General features: G+C 59.9%; 20 protein-coding genes. 9 read left to right on the forward strand and 11 right to left on the reverse strand.

Annotated features, from left to right (window positions below):
• Positions 1 to 119 precede the first annotated feature (119 nt).
• Positions 120 to 983: a LysR family transcriptional regulator gene (locus tag ACA052_RS19795; RefSeq protein WP_497646412.1), complete on the reverse strand. Its 864-nt coding sequence runs from the start codon at positions 981 to 983 to the stop codon at positions 120 to 122.
• A 97-nt stretch (positions 984 to 1,080) separates the two neighbouring features.
• Between ACA052_RS19795 and ACA052_RS19800 the strand changes: the two genes are divergently transcribed.
• The gene (locus ACA052_RS19800; RefSeq protein WP_497646413.1) at positions 1,081 to 1,980 is read left to right on the forward strand and encodes a DMT family transporter; all 900 of its coding nucleotides are present in this window, start codon (positions 1,081 to 1,083) and stop codon (positions 1,978 to 1,980) included.
• 164 nt (positions 1,981 to 2,144) lie between these two features.
• On the opposite strand, the gene ACA052_RS19805 is transcribed toward ACA052_RS19800, so the two are convergent.
• Together ACA052_RS19805 and ACA052_RS19810 are read right to left on the reverse strand one after the other, a co-directional pair.
• Positions 2,145 to 2,306, reverse strand: coding sequence for a hypothetical protein (locus ACA052_RS19805; RefSeq protein ID WP_497646414.1), 162 nt, complete (start codon positions 2,304 to 2,306; stop codon positions 2,145 to 2,147).
• Between the two features lie 89 nt (positions 2,307 to 2,395).
• Positions 2,396 to 3,112 carry a FadR/GntR family transcriptional regulator gene (locus ACA052_RS19810; protein ID WP_497646415.1) on the reverse strand — a complete coding sequence of 239 codons (717 nt, stop codon included), beginning with the start codon at positions 3,110 to 3,112 and terminating at the stop codon, positions 2,396 to 2,398.
• 281 nt (positions 3,113 to 3,393) lie between these two features.
• Here ACA052_RS19810 and ACA052_RS19815 point away from each other — a divergent pair, with 281 nt between their 5' ends.
• Both ACA052_RS19815 and gudD read left to right on the forward strand, forming a co-directional pair.
• Positions 3,394 to 4,740: an MFS transporter gene (locus ACA052_RS19815; RefSeq protein WP_497646416.1), complete on the forward strand. Its 1,347-nt coding sequence runs from the start codon at positions 3,394 to 3,396 to the stop codon at positions 4,738 to 4,740.
• A 24-nt stretch (positions 4,741 to 4,764) separates the two neighbouring features.
• Positions 4,765 to 6,108: a glucarate dehydratase gene (gene gudD, locus ACA052_RS19820; RefSeq protein ID WP_497646417.1), complete on the forward strand. Its 1,344-nt coding sequence runs from the start codon at positions 4,765 to 4,767 to the stop codon at positions 6,106 to 6,108.
• A gap of 126 nt (positions 6,109 to 6,234) precedes the next feature.
• On the opposite strand, the gene ACA052_RS19825 is transcribed toward gudD, so the two are convergent.
• Complete coding sequence (locus ACA052_RS19825) at positions 6,235 to 7,116, reverse strand: LysR family transcriptional regulator (RefSeq protein WP_497646418.1); 882 nt, start codon at positions 7,114 to 7,116, stop codon at positions 6,235 to 6,237.
• 158 nt (positions 7,117 to 7,274) lie between these two features.
• Between ACA052_RS19825 and ampC the strand changes: the two genes are divergently transcribed.
• The gene (ampC, locus tag ACA052_RS19830; protein ID WP_497646419.1) at positions 7,275 to 8,441 is read left to right on the forward strand and encodes a class C beta-lactamase; all 1,167 of its coding nucleotides are present in this window, start codon (positions 7,275 to 7,277) and stop codon (positions 8,439 to 8,441) included.
• Between the two features lie 166 nt (positions 8,442 to 8,607).
• On the opposite strand, the gene ACA052_RS19835 is transcribed toward ampC, so the two are convergent.
• A complete protein-coding gene (locus tag ACA052_RS19835) occupies positions 8,608 to 8,928 on the reverse strand; it encodes a hypothetical protein (protein ID WP_497646420.1) in 321 nt (106 codons plus the stop codon).
• A 462-nt stretch (positions 8,929 to 9,390) separates the two neighbouring features.
• Positions 9,391 to 9,939 carry a DUF4174 domain-containing protein gene (locus tag ACA052_RS19840; RefSeq protein ID WP_497646421.1) on the reverse strand — a complete coding sequence of 183 codons (549 nt, stop codon included), beginning with the start codon at positions 9,937 to 9,939 and terminating at the stop codon, positions 9,391 to 9,393.
• Positions 9,940 to 10,118: 179 nt separating this feature from the next.
• Between ACA052_RS19840 and ACA052_RS19845 the strand changes: the two genes are divergently transcribed.
• Positions 10,119 to 10,487, forward strand: a complete 369-nt coding sequence (locus tag ACA052_RS19845; protein ID WP_497646422.1) for a VOC family protein — start codon at positions 10,119 to 10,121, stop codon at positions 10,485 to 10,487.
• A gap of 31 nt (positions 10,488 to 10,518) precedes the next feature.
• On the opposite strand, the gene ACA052_RS19850 is transcribed toward ACA052_RS19845, so the two are convergent.
• Together ACA052_RS19850 and ACA052_RS19855 are read right to left on the reverse strand one after the other, a co-directional pair.
• Positions 10,519 to 11,304 (reverse strand): sulfite exporter TauE/SafE family protein, encoded by a 786-nt coding sequence (locus ACA052_RS19850; protein WP_497646423.1) that lies wholly within the window; start codon positions 11,302 to 11,304, stop codon positions 10,519 to 10,521.
• 215 nt (positions 11,305 to 11,519) lie between these two features.
• Complete coding sequence (locus tag ACA052_RS19855) at positions 11,520 to 12,269, reverse strand: hypothetical protein (protein ID WP_497646424.1); 750 nt, start codon at positions 12,267 to 12,269, stop codon at positions 11,520 to 11,522.
• A gap of 252 nt (positions 12,270 to 12,521) precedes the next feature.
• Between ACA052_RS19855 and ACA052_RS19860 the strand changes: the two genes are divergently transcribed.
• From ACA052_RS19860 to ACA052_RS19870, 3 genes are all read left to right on the forward strand, one after another.
• The gene (locus ACA052_RS19860) at positions 12,522 to 13,670 is read left to right on the forward strand and encodes an aldose epimerase family protein (RefSeq protein WP_497646425.1); all 1,149 of its coding nucleotides are present in this window, start codon (positions 12,522 to 12,524) and stop codon (positions 13,668 to 13,670) included.
• 121 nt (positions 13,671 to 13,791) lie between these two features.
• On the forward strand, positions 13,792 to 14,613 hold the full coding sequence (locus ACA052_RS19865; protein ID WP_497646426.1) for an aldo/keto reductase: 822 nt from the start codon (positions 13,792 to 13,794) through the stop codon (positions 14,611 to 14,613).
• A gap of 30 nt (positions 14,614 to 14,643) precedes the next feature.
• Positions 14,644 to 15,114, forward strand: a complete 471-nt coding sequence (locus ACA052_RS19870; RefSeq protein ID WP_497646427.1) for a DUF1810 domain-containing protein — start codon at positions 14,644 to 14,646, stop codon at positions 15,112 to 15,114.
• On the opposite strand, the gene ACA052_RS19875 is transcribed toward ACA052_RS19870, so the two are convergent.
• The 3 genes from ACA052_RS19875 to ACA052_RS19885 all read right to left on the reverse strand — a co-directional run bounded on the left by ACA052_RS19875 (position 15,079) and on the right by ACA052_RS19885 (position 18,462).
• Positions 15,079 to 17,439 carry a DNA polymerase II gene (locus ACA052_RS19875; RefSeq protein WP_497646428.1) on the reverse strand — a complete coding sequence of 787 codons (2,361 nt, stop codon included), beginning with the start codon at positions 17,437 to 17,439 and terminating at the stop codon, positions 15,079 to 15,081. The genes ACA052_RS19870 and ACA052_RS19875 overlap by 36 nt on opposite strands.
• Before the next feature lie 82 nt (positions 17,440 to 17,521).
• A complete protein-coding gene (locus tag ACA052_RS19880) occupies positions 17,522 to 17,974 on the reverse strand; it encodes a DMT family transporter (protein ID WP_497646429.1) in 453 nt (150 codons plus the stop codon).
• 2 nt (positions 17,975 to 17,976) lie between these two features.
• The gene (locus ACA052_RS19885) at positions 17,977 to 18,462 is read right to left on the reverse strand and encodes a DMT family transporter (protein WP_497646430.1); all 486 of its coding nucleotides are present in this window, start codon (positions 18,460 to 18,462) and stop codon (positions 17,977 to 17,979) included.
• A 342-nt stretch (positions 18,463 to 18,804) separates the two neighbouring features.
• Between ACA052_RS19885 and ACA052_RS19890 the strand changes: the two genes are divergently transcribed.
• Positions 18,805 to 19,740 carry a LysR family transcriptional regulator gene (locus ACA052_RS19890; RefSeq protein ID WP_497646431.1) on the forward strand — a complete coding sequence of 312 codons (936 nt, stop codon included), beginning with the start codon at positions 18,805 to 18,807 and terminating at the stop codon, positions 19,738 to 19,740.
• The last annotated feature ends 87 nt before the right edge of the window (positions 19,741 to 19,827 follow it).

Genomic DNA, 19,827 nt, shown 5'->3' on the forward strand with positions numbered 1-19,827 from the left:
AAGCATAGATCCAGATCGAGGGCTGTCGTTTGAAGCCCAAGATCAAAAGATCGCAGGCTGCGGCAGCTCCTACAGGGAATGCACTGGAGGAGCTGCCGCAGGTTGCGATCTTTTGATCTTTAAACGAACTCCTCACGCAACATCGCCACGAACGCTTCTCGCGCCGGGTGAACCCCGGCGTTTTCATGCCAGTAAAACAGGTTGTCGACGGCTGTCAGCTCGGGGAATTCATACCCCGCGCAACCCGCGCCCTTGGCGTACTGATCGAACACCCCTTTGGGCACCAGCGCGACACCGGCGCCAGCGCTGACGCAACCGACAATCGCGCCATAACTGGCGAGGCTGACGATCGGCAGCGCCTGCCCCTGCCGCAGCAACCAATGCTCCAGCGCCGCCCGGTAAGGGCAGCCCTGTGGCCACATGAATACGGTCTTGTCCTGCAGGTCCGCGATGCCACGCACCGGCCCCAGCGACGTCGACGCAATCAGCAGCAAGTCTTCGCGGTACATCGGCGTGCGCTTGAGTTGCGAGCGCTCGACATCCACCGCGACGATCGCGCCGTCGAGCCGGTGGCTGACGGTGTCATCGAGCAACTGGCTCCAGGTACCGGTGGTCAGTTCCAGTGCCACCGCCGGGTAACGCTTGTGGAACTTGGCGAGCAGACGCGGCAGACGACCAGTGGCCGAGGATTCGATGGCACCGATGCGCAACGGGCCGGACGGTTCTGCCGACGGGTCTACCGCGCGCTTGGCTTCAGCCGTGAGCGCGAGAATTTTCGAGGCGTAGGCCAGAAAGGTCTGCCCCGAAGGACTGATGCGCAGCCCTCGTCCCTCGCGCAAAAACAGCGCAACGCCCAGTTCCGCCTCCAGCGCCTTGATCCGGGCCGTGATGTTCGACGGCACGCAATGCAATTGCTCGGCAGCCCGGGCGATGCTGCCAACGTCGGCGACGGTCTTGAACATGCGAATCTGAGCCAGCTCCATCACATCACCAAAAGTGAACATTTTAAGCAGTATAAGTCAGTTGTGGTGAGCACTTCGAATTCTGATACTCGGTGCATCTGCCCACTGGTATTCGACAATGAAGCCCTTCACGCCCTCCCTGAACATTATCCTGGCGATGGTATTTGTCGTCGCTTGCTGGGGGTATTCCCCCACCGGTATCCACATCGGTTTGCAAGCCTACGACCCGGTTCACCTCGCGTTGCTGCGGTTTCTCCTGGCCTCGGCCTTCATGGCGGTGGTCGCGGTGTTCAGAGGCATCCGCCTGCCCACGATGGGTGACGTGCCACTGATGCTCGCGCTCGGTTTCTTTGCGGTCACCCTGCACCACGTCTCGATCAACTTCGGCCAACAAGGTGTCAGCGCGGGAGCCTCCAGCGTGTTGGCGCAATCGACGCCGCTGTTCAGCACGCTGCTGGCGCGGTTCGTGTTCAAGGACCGGGTGAGCGCCTGGCGCTGGGGCTGTGTTGTTCTGGGATTGATCGGCGTGGTGACTGTGGTGGCCGGCGATCATGGATTGGGCAGCATCGACGCCCACGGCTTGTTGATTTTGCTGGCGGCGCTGTCCTGGAGCGTTTACTTCGCGCTGCAAAAGCATCACACCGGGCGCTACGACGGGCTGACACTGGTGTGTTACACCGTGTGGTCGGGAACGGCGTTACTGTTGGTGTTTCTTCCCGGTCTGGCCGACCAGGTGATGGAGGCGCCGCTCCGTGTGCAGTTGGCGGTGATCGGCTTGGGCGTCTTTCCAAGTGCGCTGGCGTACCTCGCGTGGGCGTATGTATTGGCGCATGTGGATTTGAGCCGGGCGACGATGACCCTGTATCTGGTGCCACCGACGGCGATGGCGATGGCGTCGCTGGCATTGGGCGAGCAGCCCACGGTGATGATTGTGGTCGGGGCGATGGTGGTGTTGGTCAGTGTGTTGGCGTTGAACCTGGAGCGGCGGGTGGTGGTGATTCGAGGGGCTAGTGTCTGATCGTTGAGGATGTTGATGCATCTGGAGCCTTCGCGAGCAAGCCCGCTCCCACAGGGGATTTCCACTGCTCGTGAGATCAGTGTGGGAGCGGGCTTGCTCGCGAAGAACGATGACTCGGTCGGCCTGCCTCACACAAAAAACCCGGCGCAATGGCCGGGTTCTGTTTATCGCCTGTCGTCGGATAATGGCGTTTGCTCATCCGGCGCCGGGACTTCCTCTTCCGCCGCCGGGTCCATCCAGTCTTCAGGTCGATCAGGCTCCGCGCCGGACGGGTCTCGTGAAGGGTCCATACCCGGTGGAGCATCGTGATCCATTGCATTAGCCATGACGCACCTCATTGATGAGGTCCAGCAAATCTGGGCCGTACTCGTTGGAAGCAAGCCTGCAAAAGGCGTGCTATCGAGCAGACCGACGGTTACCCGCGATCCGCCAGAAACCGGTCGCGGCTGTTGGTCAGATGCAACCACATCGCCGCACGCGCCGCATCCGCATCCTGGCGCCTGATGGCATTGAGAATCGCCTCGTGTTCGAGGTTGGCCAGTTGCCCGAGCTTGCTCAAATCCGCCGCGCCGCGCTCCGCGGCATTGACGCGGGTCCGGGGAATCATGGCGCTGCCCAGGTGCTGCATGATTTCGGTAAAGCACACGTTACCGGTGGCTTCGGCGATCAGCAGATGAAAACGCTTGTCGGCTTCGACGCAGCTGTCGTTGTTGGCCAGCAGGCTTTGATAGTCATCCAGCGCCTCGCGCATCTGCGCCAGTTGCTGATCCGAGCGACGCAGTGCGGCCAGCGCGGCGGCCTGGGTTTCAAGGCCCATCCGCAACTCCAGAATACTGCGCACCCCCAGCGCGGTATCGACATTCAGGCGCAGCCCTTGCTCCGGCGCACGCTCAATCACAAACGTGCCGATGCCATGCCGTGTTTCCACCAGCCCCGACGCCTGCAATTTGGAGATGGCCTCGCGCACCACGGTGCGACTGACCCCGTGCTCGAGAACGATGGTGTTCTCCGATGGCAGTTTGTCCCCGGGCAGCATCTGGCCGAGCAAGATGCTCTGGGTCAGTTTGGCGACCAGGTCATGGGCCAGGTTGTGCGTGCGCTTACGGGCAGGCGCGTCGAGGTCTTCTTGCATGGCGATGTTCCGGAAGCAGGGCTAACGGGATCGTAGCACTGCGCTCCAGCGGAATCCTCAATAAATGCGCCGCTACTTGTATGACAACACTCAACAAATCGCTAAAAAACACCTAAGAAGACCTGACATACAATCGCCGACCGAATTGCAAGAACTCAATTAAACAGCCATTTCATTAGCGATTTCCACTTGCGTGCCGAAAAAATGCAGTTGTATGATGTCTATCAACACGCAGCACCCAGCCGCACCCCGCATAAAAATAATCAGTGGGAGATAACGCAGTGAACACACCCCTATCCGCGAGGGACGAAGGCACCAATTCGGTCCTGAAGTCCGCCATCTCGAAAGTGAAACGCCACGTCTTGCCGCTGTTCGTCATCATGTTCATCGTCAATTACATTGACCGCGTGAACATCGGCTTCGTCCGCGCCCACATGGAACATGACCTGGGCATTGGCGCTGCCGCCTACGGCCTCGGCGCAGGCCTGTTCTTCATCGGTTACGCGCTGTTCGAAGTCCCTTCCAACCTCCTCCTGCAAAAAGTCGGCGCGCGAATCTGGCTGACCCGCATCATGCTGACCTGGGGCCTGGTCGCCGCGGGCATGGCCTTCATCCAGACCGAAACCCACTTCTACATTTTGCGATTTTTGCTGGGGGTGGCCGAAGCCGGGTTCTTTCCCGGGGTGATTTACTATTTCACCCGCTGGTTGCCAGGCGTCGAGCGCGGCAAGGCCATTGCGATCTTCCTCAGCGGTTCGGCCGTGGCGTCGCTGATTTCCGGCCCACTGTCCGGGATGCTCCTGCAAATCGAGGGAATGGGCCTGCACGGCTGGCAATGGATGTACTTCATCGAAGGCATGTTCTCCGTCGGGCTGTGCGTCTTCGTCTGGTTCTGGCTGGACTCCAAACCCCACGACGCCAAATGGCTGAACCGCGATGAACAGGACGCGCTGGTCAACGCGATCGAGGAGGAACAACAGGCCCGCGAAGCCGCGACGCCGATCAAGCCATCACTGGGCACGCTGCTCAAGGATCGTCAGATCATCCTGTTCTGCCTGATCTACTTCTTTATCCAGCTGACCATTTACGCCGCTACGTTCTGGCTGCCGAGCATCATCAAGAAGATGGGCGACCTCAGTGACATTCAGGTCGGGTTGTTCAACTCGATCCCGTGGTTGTTGTCGATCGTCGGCATGTACGCCTTCGCTTCGCTGTCGGCGAAATGGAAACACCAGCAAGCCTGGGTCGCCGCTGCCCTGCTGATCGCCGCTGCCGGGATGTTCATGTCCACCACCGGAGGGCCGATCTTTGCCTTCGTCGCGATCTGCTTCGCCGCGCTGGGTTTCAAATCCGCCTCGTCGCTGTTCTGGCCGATTCCCCAGGCGTATCTGGATGCACGGATCGCCGCCGGTGTCATCGCGCTGATCAACTCGGTGGGCAACCTCGGCGGCTTCGTTGCGCCGACCACCTTCGGCCTGCTGGAAGAACACACCGGCTCGATTCAGGGCGGGCTGTACGGCTTGGCCGCGACCTCGATCATCGCCGCGATCATCGTCTTTGCCACCCGCAACACACCGAAAATCGTACCGGCCGTTGCGCTGGGCAAACCAACGCCCAACCACGCCTGACTGCTGCTATTCAAGGACAATAAAATGAACGCACAAGACACCGCAAAAGCTCCGATCATCACCAGCATGCAAGTGGTTCCGGTAGCGGGTCACGATGGCATGTTGCTCAATCTGAGCGGCGCCCATGGCCCGTTTTTCACCCGCAATATCGTCATCCTCAAAGATAACGCCGGCCACACCGGCGTCGGTGAAGTACCCGGTGGCGAGCGTATTCGCCAGACCCTGGAAGATGCGCGCAGCCTGGTGGTCGGCAGCCCGATCGGCACGTACCAGAAGATCCTCAATCAAGTGCGCCAGACCTTCGCCGACCGTGACGCCGGCGGTCGCGGCTTGCAGACGTTCGACCTGCGCATCACCATTCACGCGGTCACGGGCCTGGAAGCGGCGCTGCTGGATTTGCTCGGCCAGCATCTGGACGTGCCGGTCGCGGCCCTGCTCGGCGAAGGCCAGCAGCGCGACGAAGTGAAGATGCTTGGTTATCTGTTTTATGTCGGGGATCGCAACACCACCGACCTGGCTTACCGCAGCGAACCGGAGGCGGACAATGACTGGTTCCGCGTACGTCACGAAAAGGCCATGACCGCCGACGCCGTGGTGCGCCTCGCCGAAGCCGCCCATGCCCGTTACGGTTTCAAGGATTTCAAACTCAAGGGCGGCGTACTGAGCGGCGATGAAGAAATCCAGGCCGTCACCGCCCTGGCCGAACGCTTTCCCGATGCACGCATCACCCTGGATCCGAATGGCGCGTGGTCGCTCAAAGAAGCGATTCGCCTGTGCCGGGATCAGCATCCTGTTCTCGCTTATGCCGAGGACCCGTGCGGTGCGGAAAACGGTTACTCGGGCCGCGAAGTCATGGCGGAATTTCGTCGCGCCACCGGGCTGAAAACCGCGACCAACATGATCGCCACCGACTGGCGGGAAATGGGTCACGCGATCCAGTTGCAATCAGTCGACATCCCGCTGGCCGACCCGCACTTCTGGACCATGCAGGGCTCGGTTCGCGTGGCGCAGATGTGCCACGAATGGGGCCTGACCTGGGGCTCGCACTCCAACAACCACTTTGATATCTCCCTGGCGATGTTTACCCATGTCGCGGCGGCCGCGCCGGGCGAAATCACCGCCATCGACACTCACTGGATCTGGCAGGACGGCCAGCGCCTGACCAAAGCGCCGCTGCAAATTGTGGGTGGTTGTGTGCAGGTGCCGAAAAAACCGGGGCTGGGCATCGAGCTGGACATGGATCAAGTGGCCAAGGCCCATGAGCTGTACAAAGGCATGGGACTGGGTGCGCGGGACGACAGCGTGGCGATGCAGTTTCTGATTCCGGGCTGGAAGTTCGATAACAAGCGGCCGTGTCTGGTGCGCTAATCAGCCGGACACCGCAATCCAATGTGGGAGCGGGCTTGCTCGCGAAAGCGGTCTGACATTCACCAATGATGTCGACTGATACACCGCTTTCGCGAGCAAGCCCGCTCCCACAGGGGTAAATGGTGTTCAATCGTTCAGTCGTGCCGCTTGCAGCAGCCAGCCCTTGAACGCCGTCATCGCCGACGTTTCAGGCCGCGACTGCAAGCGGGTCTGCCAGTAGCTGCCGGTGGTGATGCCGATGGCGAACGGCTGCTCGATGGCGCCCGCCGCCAGTTGTCGACCAAACATCAGCGGCGGTGCCAACGCCACGCCCGCCCCTTGCTGCGCCGCCTCCATCATTGCCAGCGACGAATCGAAGACAATGCTCCGGGGCGTAGCGACATGGGCAGGCAGGCCGGTGGCCTGGAACCATTCGGGCCATTCGTCTGTGCGATAGGAGCGCAACAGCGTTTGCTGCAACAGATCAGCCGGCGTGTGCAGTTGCCGCGCAATCTCGGGGACGCACAACACTGACAACGGCGCCTCGATCAACCGCACCGCTTCAATCCCGTGCCACGCGCCCGCGCCAAAACGAATGGCGTAATCCAGCCCTTCAGCTGCCACGTCCACTCGATTGTTATTCGTCGACAGGCGCAAATCTATGAATGGATGTTTCGTCTGGAAGTCGGCTAGTCGCGGTAATAACCAGCCCACCGCGAACGTCCCCACCGCGCCCACCGACAGCACTTCGCGAAAATGGCCGCCTTCGAAACGCTCCAGGGTCTCGGCGATTCGGTCGAAGGACTCACGCAGCACCGGCAACAGGGTTTCGCCTTCGCTGGTCAGCATCAGCCCGCGGGGCAGGCGTTTGAACAGCGTGACGTTGAGCTGGGCTTCCAGGCTTTTTACCTGATGACTCACCGCGGCCTGGGTGACGCACAATTCCACTGCCGCCCGTGTAAAACTCAGATGGCGTGCGGAGGCTTCGAAGGCGCGCAGTGCGTTGAGTGGTAATTGCGGACGGATCATGCCACTCCCAAAATTTTCTAATGGCTCGTGCTAAATATCATCGGTTGTCGAGCTGGGACAGACTGCATAGATTTGGCCCGCCCATCAGCGGCCGGATCGAACAGCCGCTCGGAGTGTAGCGGGTGCAACCATCAAACATCAGGGACAGCAGCTCAATCATGCAAAAATTAAAACTCAGCAAGGCCTTATCCTACAGCGCTTTCGGACTTTTCCTTGGTGCAGGTTACTGCGTTGCCGGGAATCAGACCGACGAGCAGATCGAAGCGGCGGTGAAAGCTGCCGTGGTGCCGATCATGCAGCAACAGAACATTCCGGGCATGGCGGTCGCGATCACCCTCAATGGCAAGCCGCATTACTTTAATTACGGTGTGGCCTCGAAGGAAAACGGCACAGTCGTCACTGAAAACACCTTGTTCGAGATCGGTTCGGTGAGCAAAACGTTCACCGCCACCCTCGCCGGCTACGCCGAGGCCAGCGGCAAACTGTCCTTGTCCGACAAGGCCAGCCATGTCTTGCCGGAACTGCGTGGCAGCGCGTTCGACTCCATTAGCGTGCTGCAACTGGGCACTTACACCGCCGGAGGCCTGCCTCTGCAATTCCCCAGCGAGTTTGATGCGCCAGACAAGATGCTCGGCTACTTCAAACAGTGGAAACCGACTTACGAAGCCGGCAGCCACCGGCAGTATTCGAACCCGAGCCTGGGGTTGTTCGGCTATCTCGCCGCCCAAAGCTTGGGGCAGCCGTTTGACGAACTGATGGAAAAGACCTTGTTGCCCAAGCTCGGGTTGCAGCACACCTATCTCAAGGTGCCGGCCTCTCAGATGGCGCTCTATGCGCAGGGCTATGGCAAGGATGACAAGCCCGTGCGGGTCGGACCGGGGGCGCTGGATTCAGAAGCGTATGGCGTGAAAACCAGCGCGGCGGACCTGATTCGTTATGTCGAGGCGAACATCAAACCGTCGAACCTTGAAGTGCCGATGCAACGGGCCATCGCGACGACGCACACCGGGTATTACAAAGTGGGCAACATGACCCAGGGTCTGGGTTGGGAGTTCTACACCGCCCCGGCCAGCCTCGACACATTGCTGGCCGGCAATTCGGCGCAGATGGCCTATGAACCCAACGAAGTCCAGTGGCTGAACCCACCGCAAGCTCAACCGGGCAGCGTGCTGTACAACAAAACCGGTTCAACCAGCGGCTTTGGTGCGTACGTAGCCTACGTGCCGTCGAAAGACATTGGCATCGTGATCCTGGCCAACAAAAACTACCCGAACCCGGAGCGAATCAAAATCGCCCATGCGGTGTTGAGTGCATTGACCGAGTGACCTCGCGAACTTTCCTGTAGGAGCGAGCTTACTCGCGAAAAACCCGAGAACGCCGTGGGGTGTCAGGCTGCACGCGTTATCGTTGACGACCATCGCGAGCAAGCTCGCTCCTACGGGTTCTTCAGCGTAAACAAAATGGGCGACCGGTTGAGGTCGCCCATTTTCGTTACTTCACCTGCAATCGTCGCCCGATCACATCCATCAGATCGCAGCGATCGCGCAGCAGTACCGCATCACGGCTGATCCCCTCGCCTTCTGAAAGGCTTTCCAGCAATTGCGTCACGCTGCGAATGCGGTACGCCGCCGTGGCATGCAACACATCCACCGGCGCTTCTGTATCAATCAGCAATGACGGGATTTGGCAATCGATGCCCGTTATCCGAATTGCTGGTGAATCGCGCACTCGAGAGGATCGGACGGGGTTTCGGGGGGATTCGGGATATTTTTCTTTACAAGTAAAACTCCTTCTACCGCCGCACCAGTTCATGAAGTACGCCACGTCTTGCAGGAAATGTCCGACGCAGTTGAAGGCCTAAACACCTCGTCCTAGGACACCCCTATTCTGTAGCAGCTGCCGAGCCTGCGAGGCTGCGTTCGGCTGCGTAGCAGCCGTAAAACCGGCATACACGGAATGCCTGACAGATCGCAATAACAGGTTTTACGACTGCTTCGCAGCCGAACGCAGCCTCGCAGGCTCGGCAGCTGCTACGAGAGCATTTCAAGTTGGAAATCTGTGGAGGTACACCAAGGGCAGCGATATCGAACAGCCTTGGGCCGTGACGCTGGGTTATCGCTACAACTGGTAACTAAAGGCTGAAAAAAACCTGTAGGAGCTGCCGAGTGAAACGAGGCTGCGATCTTTTGACTTTGTTTTTTAAAAGCAAGATCAAGAGATCGCAGCCTCGTTTCACTCGGCAGCTCCTACAGGGGTTTGTGTTTGTGTTTGTGTTCAATCATCCGGCTGTTCTGCAGGCTTGGCGGGCTTCGCCGGTTTGCCGGGTTTGGTGCCCTTGGCACCTTTCTCCGGTGCCGCTTCAGTCACGGGCGGTGGTGTTGGCGCCACGGCTTCTTTCTCGGTGGGCGGCAATTGGTCGATGGCGCTGAAGATCGCCTTCAGGTCTACCGCATCGGATTGCTCGAGTTTTTTCTCGCCGTCCTTGCCGACCAGAATCACCTTGGTCTTGGCCCCGGCCCCCAGCTTGAGCGAACGGATCAATGCCGCGGTGTCTTGTGGCCCCAGGTCTTTGCCTTCGCGCTGGCCCATCAGATTAAGAACCGTGTAAAGCACCATGTTTCGATCAGCGAAAGCCTTTTTGTTGTCCGGTTCCTCCAGCGATTTTTTAAGGCCGACCCATGTCGGATCAACCGTGCTGGGAGCGATAACAATCAACGGCCGGGACCTGCCCTTGTCCATGTCCAGTGGTGAGTCGCCATCGGCGGCAAACAAGGGGCCGGCGATAGCCAGCAGGGTTACCAGGGTCAATGACCTGATGAGCATGCGCATCTCCTTTTGATATCCACGCTCTAATGATTGCGCATCGCGGCGTTCGTTCCGGGTGACGCACCGCAATTGTGTTCCGCCTTGCCCCAAGCTTAGGTCAGGGCAGTCATTGCGCAACAGGCTGAGCTAATCTGAAGGTCAATACTTGGCACCTGATCCGCAGTGAGGACCTGTGCATGAGCGCTCAGTTGAACCACACCATCGTCTGGTGCCGCGACAAAAATATTTCGGCTGCTTTTCTCGTCGAAATGCTGGGCCTGCCCGCCCCGGAACCCTTCGGCCCGATGCTCATCGTCAAGCTCGACAACGGCGTCTCGCTGGATTTCTACGACAATGACCCGCCGATTGCGGCTCAGCACTATGCGTTTCTGATCGACGACGATGATTTCGACGCGGCTTTCGCGCGCCTGCAAGCGCGCAACCAACCCTGGTGGGCAGATCCCGGCAAACAGCGGCCCAAAGAGATCAATGAGTATGGCGGTGGCCGACGGGTGTATTTCGATGACCCGGACGGGCATCTGCTGGAAATCATGACCCGGACCTAGGCCACCGCAGCGACCAGCAAACCCGGCTGGCTTAAAACGCCAGCTTGTAGCCGATCATCACCAGCATCGTCGCGAGGCAAGGACGCAACACCTCATCGGAGATGCGGCCAGTCAGGTGACTGCCCAGCCAGATCCCCGGCAGCGAGCCGATCAACAAATAGCCCAGCACATGCCAATCCATATTGCCCATGCTCGCATGGCCGAGACCGGCGACCAGGGTCAGCGGTACGGCGTGGGCAATTTCGGTGCCGATGAGACGGCGGGTAGGCAGCAGCGGATACAGGATAAACAGCGCCACGGTGCCCAAGGCGCCAGCGCCGATGGAGGTCAGCGCAACCATGGTGCCAAGGACCAGGCCGGTGATGACGGTCATCGCATTCAGTCGCGAGCCGCTGGGGTTGTAATTTCCGCCCGCTCGTTTGTGAGCGAAATCAAGCAGGCGTTTCTTGAAGAAAATCGCCAATGCCGTGGCGAACAGCACGAAGCCCAGTGCCTGTTTGATCACGGCGTTCATCGCATCAGGCGAGGTGTGCAGCGTGCTCAGAAACCACAGGGTCATCGCCACCGCTGGCACACTGCCGAGGGTCAGCCAACCGGTGATTGCCCAGTCGATGTTCTTGTTCTTGCGATGAACCAGCACACCACTGGACTTGGTAATCGCCGCGTACAGCAGGTCCGTGCCTACCGCCGTGGCCGGGTTGATCCCGAACCACAACAGGATCGGGGTCATCAACGAACCACCACCAACGCCAGTCATACCGACAATAAAGCCGACCACCAGCCCTGCAATTACCAACCCGAAGTTAACGAAATCCATTAACACGCCCGCAAAAAACACATGAAAAAACTGGCCCGCAGCATAGCGATTTTTCTTATAACCACTTATATCGATGCGAACTATCGTTATTCCCTAAACCACACGATCAGCCGGACTGCTCGCTAAGACCTGTAGGAGCTGCCGAAGGCTGCGATCTTTTGATCTTGATCTTTAACATCAAAAGATCGCAGCCTTCGGCAGCTCCTACAAGGGGGTTACTGCACCGGCAGGAAATTGAGGAACAGCAAGCTCTGCGCGTAATTCAGACCAATGCGTCGGTAACGCTCATCGAGCATCTGCGTCAGTAAATCCAGGCGCGCGACGATCTTGCCGAACTCCACGGCGAAACTCAGGTTGCTGCCCTCCTCCGAGATTTCATTGGAGAACAGCAACGGCTCGCCGTTTTTGCTTTGCCGCTGACTCAGGATCCACGTCGCTTTCTCGATGTTGCGTGCGGCGTTGCTGACGAACGTCGGGTTTATCGCGTCCGTCATATAAAACTCCAGCCGATTGCCATGGGCGGTGACCAGCATGCTGCCGATGGCATAGATGAAGGCGCCGACCCGGTCACCGAGAAATTCCGGGCTCATGGCGTAGCTCAGCGCCGCCAGGTCTTTTTTGCCACCCAGGGTTGGTAGCGGCTGTTGCTGTTCGATGGCCATGCGCACTTGCTTGCCTGCGGTGCGTGCGTCGAGGAAACCGGACTTTTTCAGCTCCTCGGGGTTGCGCAGGTAGAGCTTGCTCATCAGCAAGTAAAGGCTGTCGAGGTTGTCGCGCATGGTCAGGGTCGCCATGCGATCGACGCTGGTCTGGAGGAATTCCTGGGGCTGGCCTTCGCGAAACTGGCTGACGATGTCCCGCCCTTGCTGCTGGCTGCAACCACTGGCGAAGAGCATCGAGACGCAGGCCAGCAGCAGGCAATGGCGGCAGATGGGCGCAATGATGAGGGGTACAACTCGAACCATGGGCACGTGCACTTGGGCATGGGCCTGAGGTGGGGATCGCCGCAGGCTGGCCAAGGATAGAGCCGTGAAACCTGAAAAAGTGCAGTGCCGACAATCCACAAGCGGCAAGTGGCTCATATTCAAACAGCAATTTAGTCATACTTTATGATTGCAAGACAGCGCACATGAGCTATAAATCCTTCCTTGATCGACTTGAAAAGCGGTCAATTAGTATGACTACTAAGTCAATAACAACAAAAAGGAAGGTCAACCATGCTTCACTCCCGACACCAGCTCTGCGGCCTCGGACTGTCCCTGATGCTCGCTACGCTCTCCGCCCAGGCCGCCGGCCTGTCCAGCGAACACAAAGCCTTCGGCAAAACCAATGACGGCAAGCCCGTCGAGCAATACGTGTTGCGTAACAGCCATGGCGTGCAAGCCACCGTCATTACCTACGGCGGTATTTTGCAGTCGCTGAAAGTACCGGACAAAAACGGCAAGTTCGACGACATCGTGCTCGGCTTCGATGATGTGCAGGGCTACCAGAAAGGCACCGCGTACTTCGGCGCAACCATCGGCCGCTTCGGCAATCGCCTGGCCAACGGCGCGTTCGAACTGGACGGCAAGCGCTATCAGGTGCCCCTCAACGATGGTTCAAATTCGCTCCACGGCGGCCCGCTGGGTTTTGACAAACATGTCTGGCAAGCCGCGCCGGTCAAAGACAAGGACTCGGTCGGCGTGACCCTGACGTACCTGTCGGCAGACGGTGAAATGGGCTTCCCCGGCAACCTGAAAACCGAGGTCACCTACAGCCTCAACGAACGCGACGAACTGCGCATCGAGTACAAGGCCTCCACCGACAAACCCACGGTGCTGAACCTGACCAACCACAGTTATTTCAACCTGGCCGGCGCGGGCAATGGCGATGTGCTGAAACAGGTCGCCACCTTGCATGCGAGCCATTACACGCCGGTCACCGGCAAGTTGATTCCCACCGGCGAACTGGCCCCTGTCGCCGGCACGCCGATGGACTTCACCCAGCCGACGGCGATCGGCAAAAATATCAAAGCCGATCACCCACAACTTAAATTCGCCGAACCGAAACAAGGCGGTTTCGACTTCAACTGGGTGCTGAATGCCAACGGTGACCTGGGCCAACTCGCCGCCGATGTCAGCGATCCGCACTCCGGGCGCCGCTTGCAGCTCTACACCACCGAGCCCGGTGTGCAGTTCTATACCAGCAACTTCCTCGACGGCTCGGTGAAGGGCAAGTCGGGCAAGGTCTATCCGCACTGGGGCGCGTTTACGTTGGAAACCCAGCACTACCCGGACGCACCGAATCAGCCGAACTTCCCGTCGACGCGATTGGATCCGGGCAAGACGTATACGCAAACCACCGTGTTGAAGTTTTCGGCACAGTAAAAGAGAAGATCAAAAGATCGCAGCCTTCGGCAGCTCCTACAGAGGCTGCGATCTTTTGAACCACCGGAGTATTCTGCTGCCAACCAAAGAGCATTCATCGATTCAAAATAAGGAGGTTTTCATGCGGACCCTCGAATTGGCCGGCGCCCAGGTACCCGTCATCGGCCAGGGCACCTGGCGCATGGGTGAGGATCACACCCGGCGCGCCGCCGAAGTTGCCGCGCTGCGCCAAGGCATCGAGTTGGGCATGACCCTGATCGACACCGCAGAAATGTACGGCGAAGGTGGCGCCGAGGAAGTGGTGGGCGAAGCCATCGCCGGTCAGCGCGACAAGGTCTTTCTCGTCAGCAAGGTCTACCCGCACAACGCCAGTCGCAGCGGCGTCCCGCTGGCATGCGAACGCAGCCTGCAGCGTCTGGGCACCGACTGCATCGATTTGTATTTGCTGCACTGGCGTGGCCAATACCCCTTGGAGGAAACCGTCGAAGCCTTCGAACGGCTGCGTGAAGCCGGCAAGATTGGCCGCTGGGGCGTGTCCAATTTCGACCTGGATGATCTGCAAGAGCTCGCCTCGGCGGCCTGTGCCACCAATCAAGTGCTCTACAATCTAGAAGAGCGCGGCATAGAATTTGACCTGTTGCCCGGATGCCAACAGCAGCGCTTGCCCGTCATGGCCTACAGCCCGATCGGTCAGGGTGGGCAAATGCTGGCCCATTCCGCGCTGAAGCACGTTGCCGCCCGTCACGGCGTCACGCCGGCACAGGTTGCGCTGGCATGGATTCTGCGACAGGAGGGCGTGATCGCCATCCCCAAAGCGGTCCGCACCGAGCATGTGCGGCTCAATGCGCAAGCGGCGCAGGTGCAGCTTGAAGCGGGCGATCTGGAGGCGCTGGACCAAGCGTTTCGTGCGCCACAACGCAAACAGCGGTTGGCCATGGTCTAAGCCATCGCAGTTGCATCAGAGGGCTTCCGTATGCGAAGCACCGACCAGTTGGACTCGTATAATCTGCAACGCTTTGTCCAGGCGCAGGCGCCGGTGTTCGATTGGGTTCAGGAAGAACTGAGTGCCGGCAAGAAACGCCGGCACTGGATGTGGTTCATTTTTCCGCAGATCGCCGGGCTGGGCGGCAGCGAGATGTCGCGGCATTTCGCCATTGGATCCGCTGCAGAAGCCACGGCGTACTTGAATCATCCCCTGCTGGGCCCACGCTTGCGCACTTGCACGCAGTTGGTGCTGAACGTCCAGCAACGCTCCGTCGCGGACATTTTTGGCCATCCCGACGACCTCAAGTTTCACTCATCGATCACCCTGTTCGCCCAGTTCGCGCCTGACGACAGCCCGTTTCACAAAGCACTGGAACGCTACTTCCACGGGATTCAGGATGACTGGACGTTATCGCTGCTGGACTCAAAACAGGCCCAACTGCCCACCAATCAAGGTTGAAAAGTCGTCGTCCACGAACGGCAATATTGCGTCCGCCACCGGTTGCAGCTGCCGTGTGACGTAATGGTCGTAGTCGATGGGCGCGCTGCGGATCTCCAGCGGCTCGGGCCCGGCGACGCTGATGACATAGCTGATCCAGCCACCATTCTGGTATTGCCGCGGGCGACCCTGCTGATCGTTGTAGTCGTCGGCAATGCGCGCGGCTCGCACGTGGGGCGGCACGTTGCGCTGATAGTCATCGAGCGTGCGACGCAGGCGCTTGCGGTAAACCAGACGATCATCGAACTCACCGGCCAGGGTTTGGCGCACGTAGTCGCGCACGTAATCCTGATAGGGCTGGCGATGAAAAATCCGCGAGTACAGCTCCTGCTGGAACTGCCGCGCCAGTGGCGACCAGTCGGTGCGCACGGTTTCCAGGCCCTTGTAGACCATTTCATCGATGCCATCGGCGCGCGTCACCAGCCCGGCATAGCGCTTCTTGCTGCCCTCCTCCGCCCCGCGGATGGTCGGCATCAGGAAACGTTTGTAGTGGATCTCGAATTGCAGCTCCAGGGCACTTTCCAGCCCATATTCCTGCCGTACGTGTTCGCGCCACCATTGATTGACGTGGTCCACCAGCGCGTGGCCAATCTTCGCCGCCTCCTCCTGGCCATGCGCGCGGCGAAGCCAGACGAAGGTCGAGTCGGTGTCGCCGTAGATCACGGTGTGCCCCTGGCCTTCGATCAGCTGTCGGGTGCGCAACATGATTTCGTGGCCACGCAAGGTGATGGACGACGCCAGCCGCGTATCGAAGAAGCGACAACCGCTGGAACCGAGCACGCCGTAGAACGCGTTCATGATGATTTTCAGGGCCTGGGACAACGGCGCGTTGTGCTCGCGCTTGGCCGTTTCGCGACCCTCGGCGACACGGGCGACGATGGCGGGCAGGCAATGGCGGGTCCTGGAAAAACGTGCACCGCGAAAACCCGGGACGGATTCGCTGTCGTCGGGATACTTGAGGCCTTCGATCAGCCCCACCGGATCGATAAGGAAGGTGCGGATGATCGACGGATAGAGGCTTTTGTAATCGAGCACCAGCACCGATTCGTACAGCCCCGGTTGCGAGTCCATGACAAAACCACCGGGGCTGGCTTGCGGGGGACGGCCGCCGAGATTGGGGGCAACGAAGCCCTGGCGGTGCATCAACGGCATGTACAGGTGCGTGAACGCCGCCACCGAGCCGCCGCTGCGATCCGCCGGCAGGCCAGTGACGCTGGCGCGCTCCAGCAGGAACGTCAGCAACTCGGTCTTGGCAAAGATCCGCGTCACCAATTCGCAGTCCTTGAGGTTGTACGTGGCCAGCGCCGGTTTGTCCTCGGCGAACATGCGGTTGATTTCGTCCATGCGCTGGTACGGCGTGCTGATCGCCTTGCCTTCGCCCAGCAGGGTTTGCGCGACGTTTTCCAGGCTGAACGAGGGAAAACTCCAGGTCGCCGAGCGCAGGGATTCGATGCCGTCGATGATCAATCGACCCGCGGCCGAGGCGAAGTAATGGTTGCCGCTGCCGTGTTCGCGCCACTGCATTTCCTCGCCACCGCGCCCCAGCTTCAGCGGGACCGCCAAGCGTCGGGCGTGTTCGTGCAGCACGCGCAAATCGAACTGCACGACGTTCCAGCCGATGATCGCGTCGGGATCGTGCCGGGCGAACCATTCGTTGAGTTTTTTCAGCAGCAGGGTTCGGGAATCACAGTATTCGAGCTGGAAATCCACGCCCGAATCATCGCCGTTGGGCGGTCCGAGCATGTACACCTGGCGCTCGCCGCAGCCCTCCAGCGCGATCGAATACAACTCGCCCTGGGCGGTGGTTTCGATGTCGAGGGACACCAGCCTGAGGTTCGGTCGATAGCCGGGGTCGGGTTTCATCTGCGCGTCGAGCAGCAAGCCCTCAGCGTTCGACGTGCCACCGAAAATGACTGGCGCGGTGATGAAGCGCTCCATCATGTAGCGTTCCGGCGGACGCACGTCGGCTTCGAACACGTCGACGCCGGACTTGCGCAGCGCGGTGTCCAGGCGCATCAACTGACCGTGCTGCTGGCAATACAGACCGAGCACCGGGCGGTGTTCGAAATCCAGCAGTGCCAAGGGCCGTAGCTCGACGTTTTTTTCGCCGAGCAGCACCGCGTCAGCCTGTTCACGCTGGGCTGCCGGAACGAACGCCACCGACGGTTGATGAGGCAGGCGGATGCGCCGGGGACCGTTATCGGTCGCCAGCCAGAACTCGACTTCCGTGCCGGCCGGGGTGTCGCGCCAATGCCGGGTCAGGACGAAGCCCTGCTGTAAATCCACCACTGCAACCTCAAGATCTGATTCAGGAGGCAATTCTACGCGTGCCCGCCCTGAAAAGATCGCTGCCAGCCGTTGATCGGCGTCAGGCCTGGCGCGTATTGCTGCGATACATGAACAGCAACGCCAGCGCGAGGCAGACCATCGCCAGGATCCGGCTGCCGGACAACTCGATCGCCGGATTGCCCAGCCAGCCGAAATTGTCGATCAGCATGCCCATGCCCAGTTGCCCGACGATCACCGCCACGGTCGCCACCGCCGTGCCGACCCGCGGCACGGCGCCGACCATCACCATCATGTAGACCACCCCGAACAAGGCGCCGCTGAGCTGCCATTTCGGCACGTCGAGCAAGCTCACCGCGTGGGCCGGTTCGAAAAACAGGATCAGCAATCCGCTCACCACCGCGCCCACCACGAACGTCAGCAAACTGCTGCGCAACACGCCGACTGTCTCGCCGAGACGGCCATTGATCGCCGCCTGGACACTCAACACCGCACCGGCCGCCACGACCACCGCCAACAAAATAATCAGATTCATCATTAACCCCGAGCGATCAGAACAAGTGCCGCGACAATCAACACCAAGGCCAGCCAACGCTCGCCGTTGACCTTTTTACGGGTGGCGCCGAACCAGCCGAAATGGTCGATCAGCACGCTTTTGCCGACCTGTCCGGAGAGAATGGCGATCATGGTCATCGCGATGCCGATGTGTGGCGTGGCCAGGGTCAGCACCACCACGTACATCGGCCCGAGGAACCCGCCGATCAACTGCCAGCGTGGCAGTTGATTTAGCGCCGGGCCTTGCTGTGGGCCGCTGAACAACAGCAGCAAAAACAAAATTGCCGAGCCGACACCAAAGATGCTCAAGGTCGCCCACAGGTGCCCGACCTGAACCCCGAGCGGCCCCAGTAACCCGGCCTCCACGGAAAGCCCCATGCCGGCGAGAATCACCAGTGGTAACAGCAACAGCCGCAGCCCGGGTTTGGTGGCGGGCGTGACAGCGATGTCGATTGATGAAGATTGCATAAGCAGCACCTCGCGCGCCCCCTGTGGGACCTGTGGGATTTGTGGGACCTGGTGGACCTGTGGGATTTGTGGGACCTGTGGGAGCTGCCGAGTGAAACGAGGCTGCGATCTTTTGACTTTAAATAAACATCAAGATCAAAAGATCGCAGCCTCGTTTCACTCGGCAGCTCCTACAGGTCCCACAGGCCCAACAGGCCCAACAGGCCCAACAGGCCCAACAGGTCCCACACACCGGGGTTGTGTTGTCGGTTGGAAAGGTGGGCATTATCGGTTGGCAATGCTTTGCGATAAATGGGAGCATCCGGACAACACTTTTGCGCAACTTGCACAGCAGGATTCACCATGCACGGCCTCAACGAACTGGGATTCAAGGCACTTCGGCTATTTGTCGCCGTGCTCGACCACGGCAGCTTTTCCGAAGTCGCCCGCCGTGAGGGCCTGGCGCCTTCTTCGATTTCCCGGCAAATCCAGCTGATGGAACAGGCCCTGAGCCAGCAATTGCTCTACCGCCACACACGCGCGGTGACACCCACCGAAGCCGGGCGGATGCTCGGGCATCACGCGCGATTGGTGTTGGTGCAGTTGGAAGAGGCGGAACAGGCCCTGCAGGAACAGCAAAGCGAACCCAGTGGCCTGGTGCGCATCAATGCGCCGGTGGTCTTCGGGCAACGGCATCTGACGCCATGGTTGGGGCAGTTATGCGAGCGTTATCCGAAACTGCAATTGGATATCCAGCAGACGGACAGTTACGTCGACCCGCTACAGGAAGGCGCCGACCTGCTGTTTCGCATCGGGCCGTTGCACGATTCAAGTATGCAGGCGCGGATTCTGGCGCCGCATCGGTTCCAGGTTGCGGCCAGCCCGGCTTACCTCAAGCGCTTTGGCACGCCGCAACATCCCAAGGAACTGGCGGCCCATCAATGCCTGGCCTACAAAGGCGTGACCGGCCAGCAACGCTGGTTTTTCCGCAAAGATCAGCAAGACTGGACGCCCTACTCGGTAAAAGGGCCCATCACCGGCAACCACGCCGACACGCTCACCCAAGCCGCTGAACAAGGCCTGGGGCTGGTGATGTTTCCGTCGTGGCTGATTGGTGAAGCGGTGCGCAACGGCACGCTGGTGCCGGTGCTGGGGGACTATCAGGTCTCCAACAGCCTCGAACCGCAGCAGATCGCGGTGCTCTGGCCCGGCAGCCGCCGGTTGTCGGTGAAGGTGCGCACGGTGATCGATTTCTTCGTGGAGTGTTTCGGCGCTGTTCCTTACTGGGACAGGCCATAGGAGCAACGCGATCTGTAGCAGCTGGCGCAGCCTGCGTTCGGCTGCGCAGCAGTCGTGAAATCAGAGAACACGGTGTATCAGGCAAAC

The organism is Pseudomonas sp. LBUM1644, from assembly GCF_059716195.1.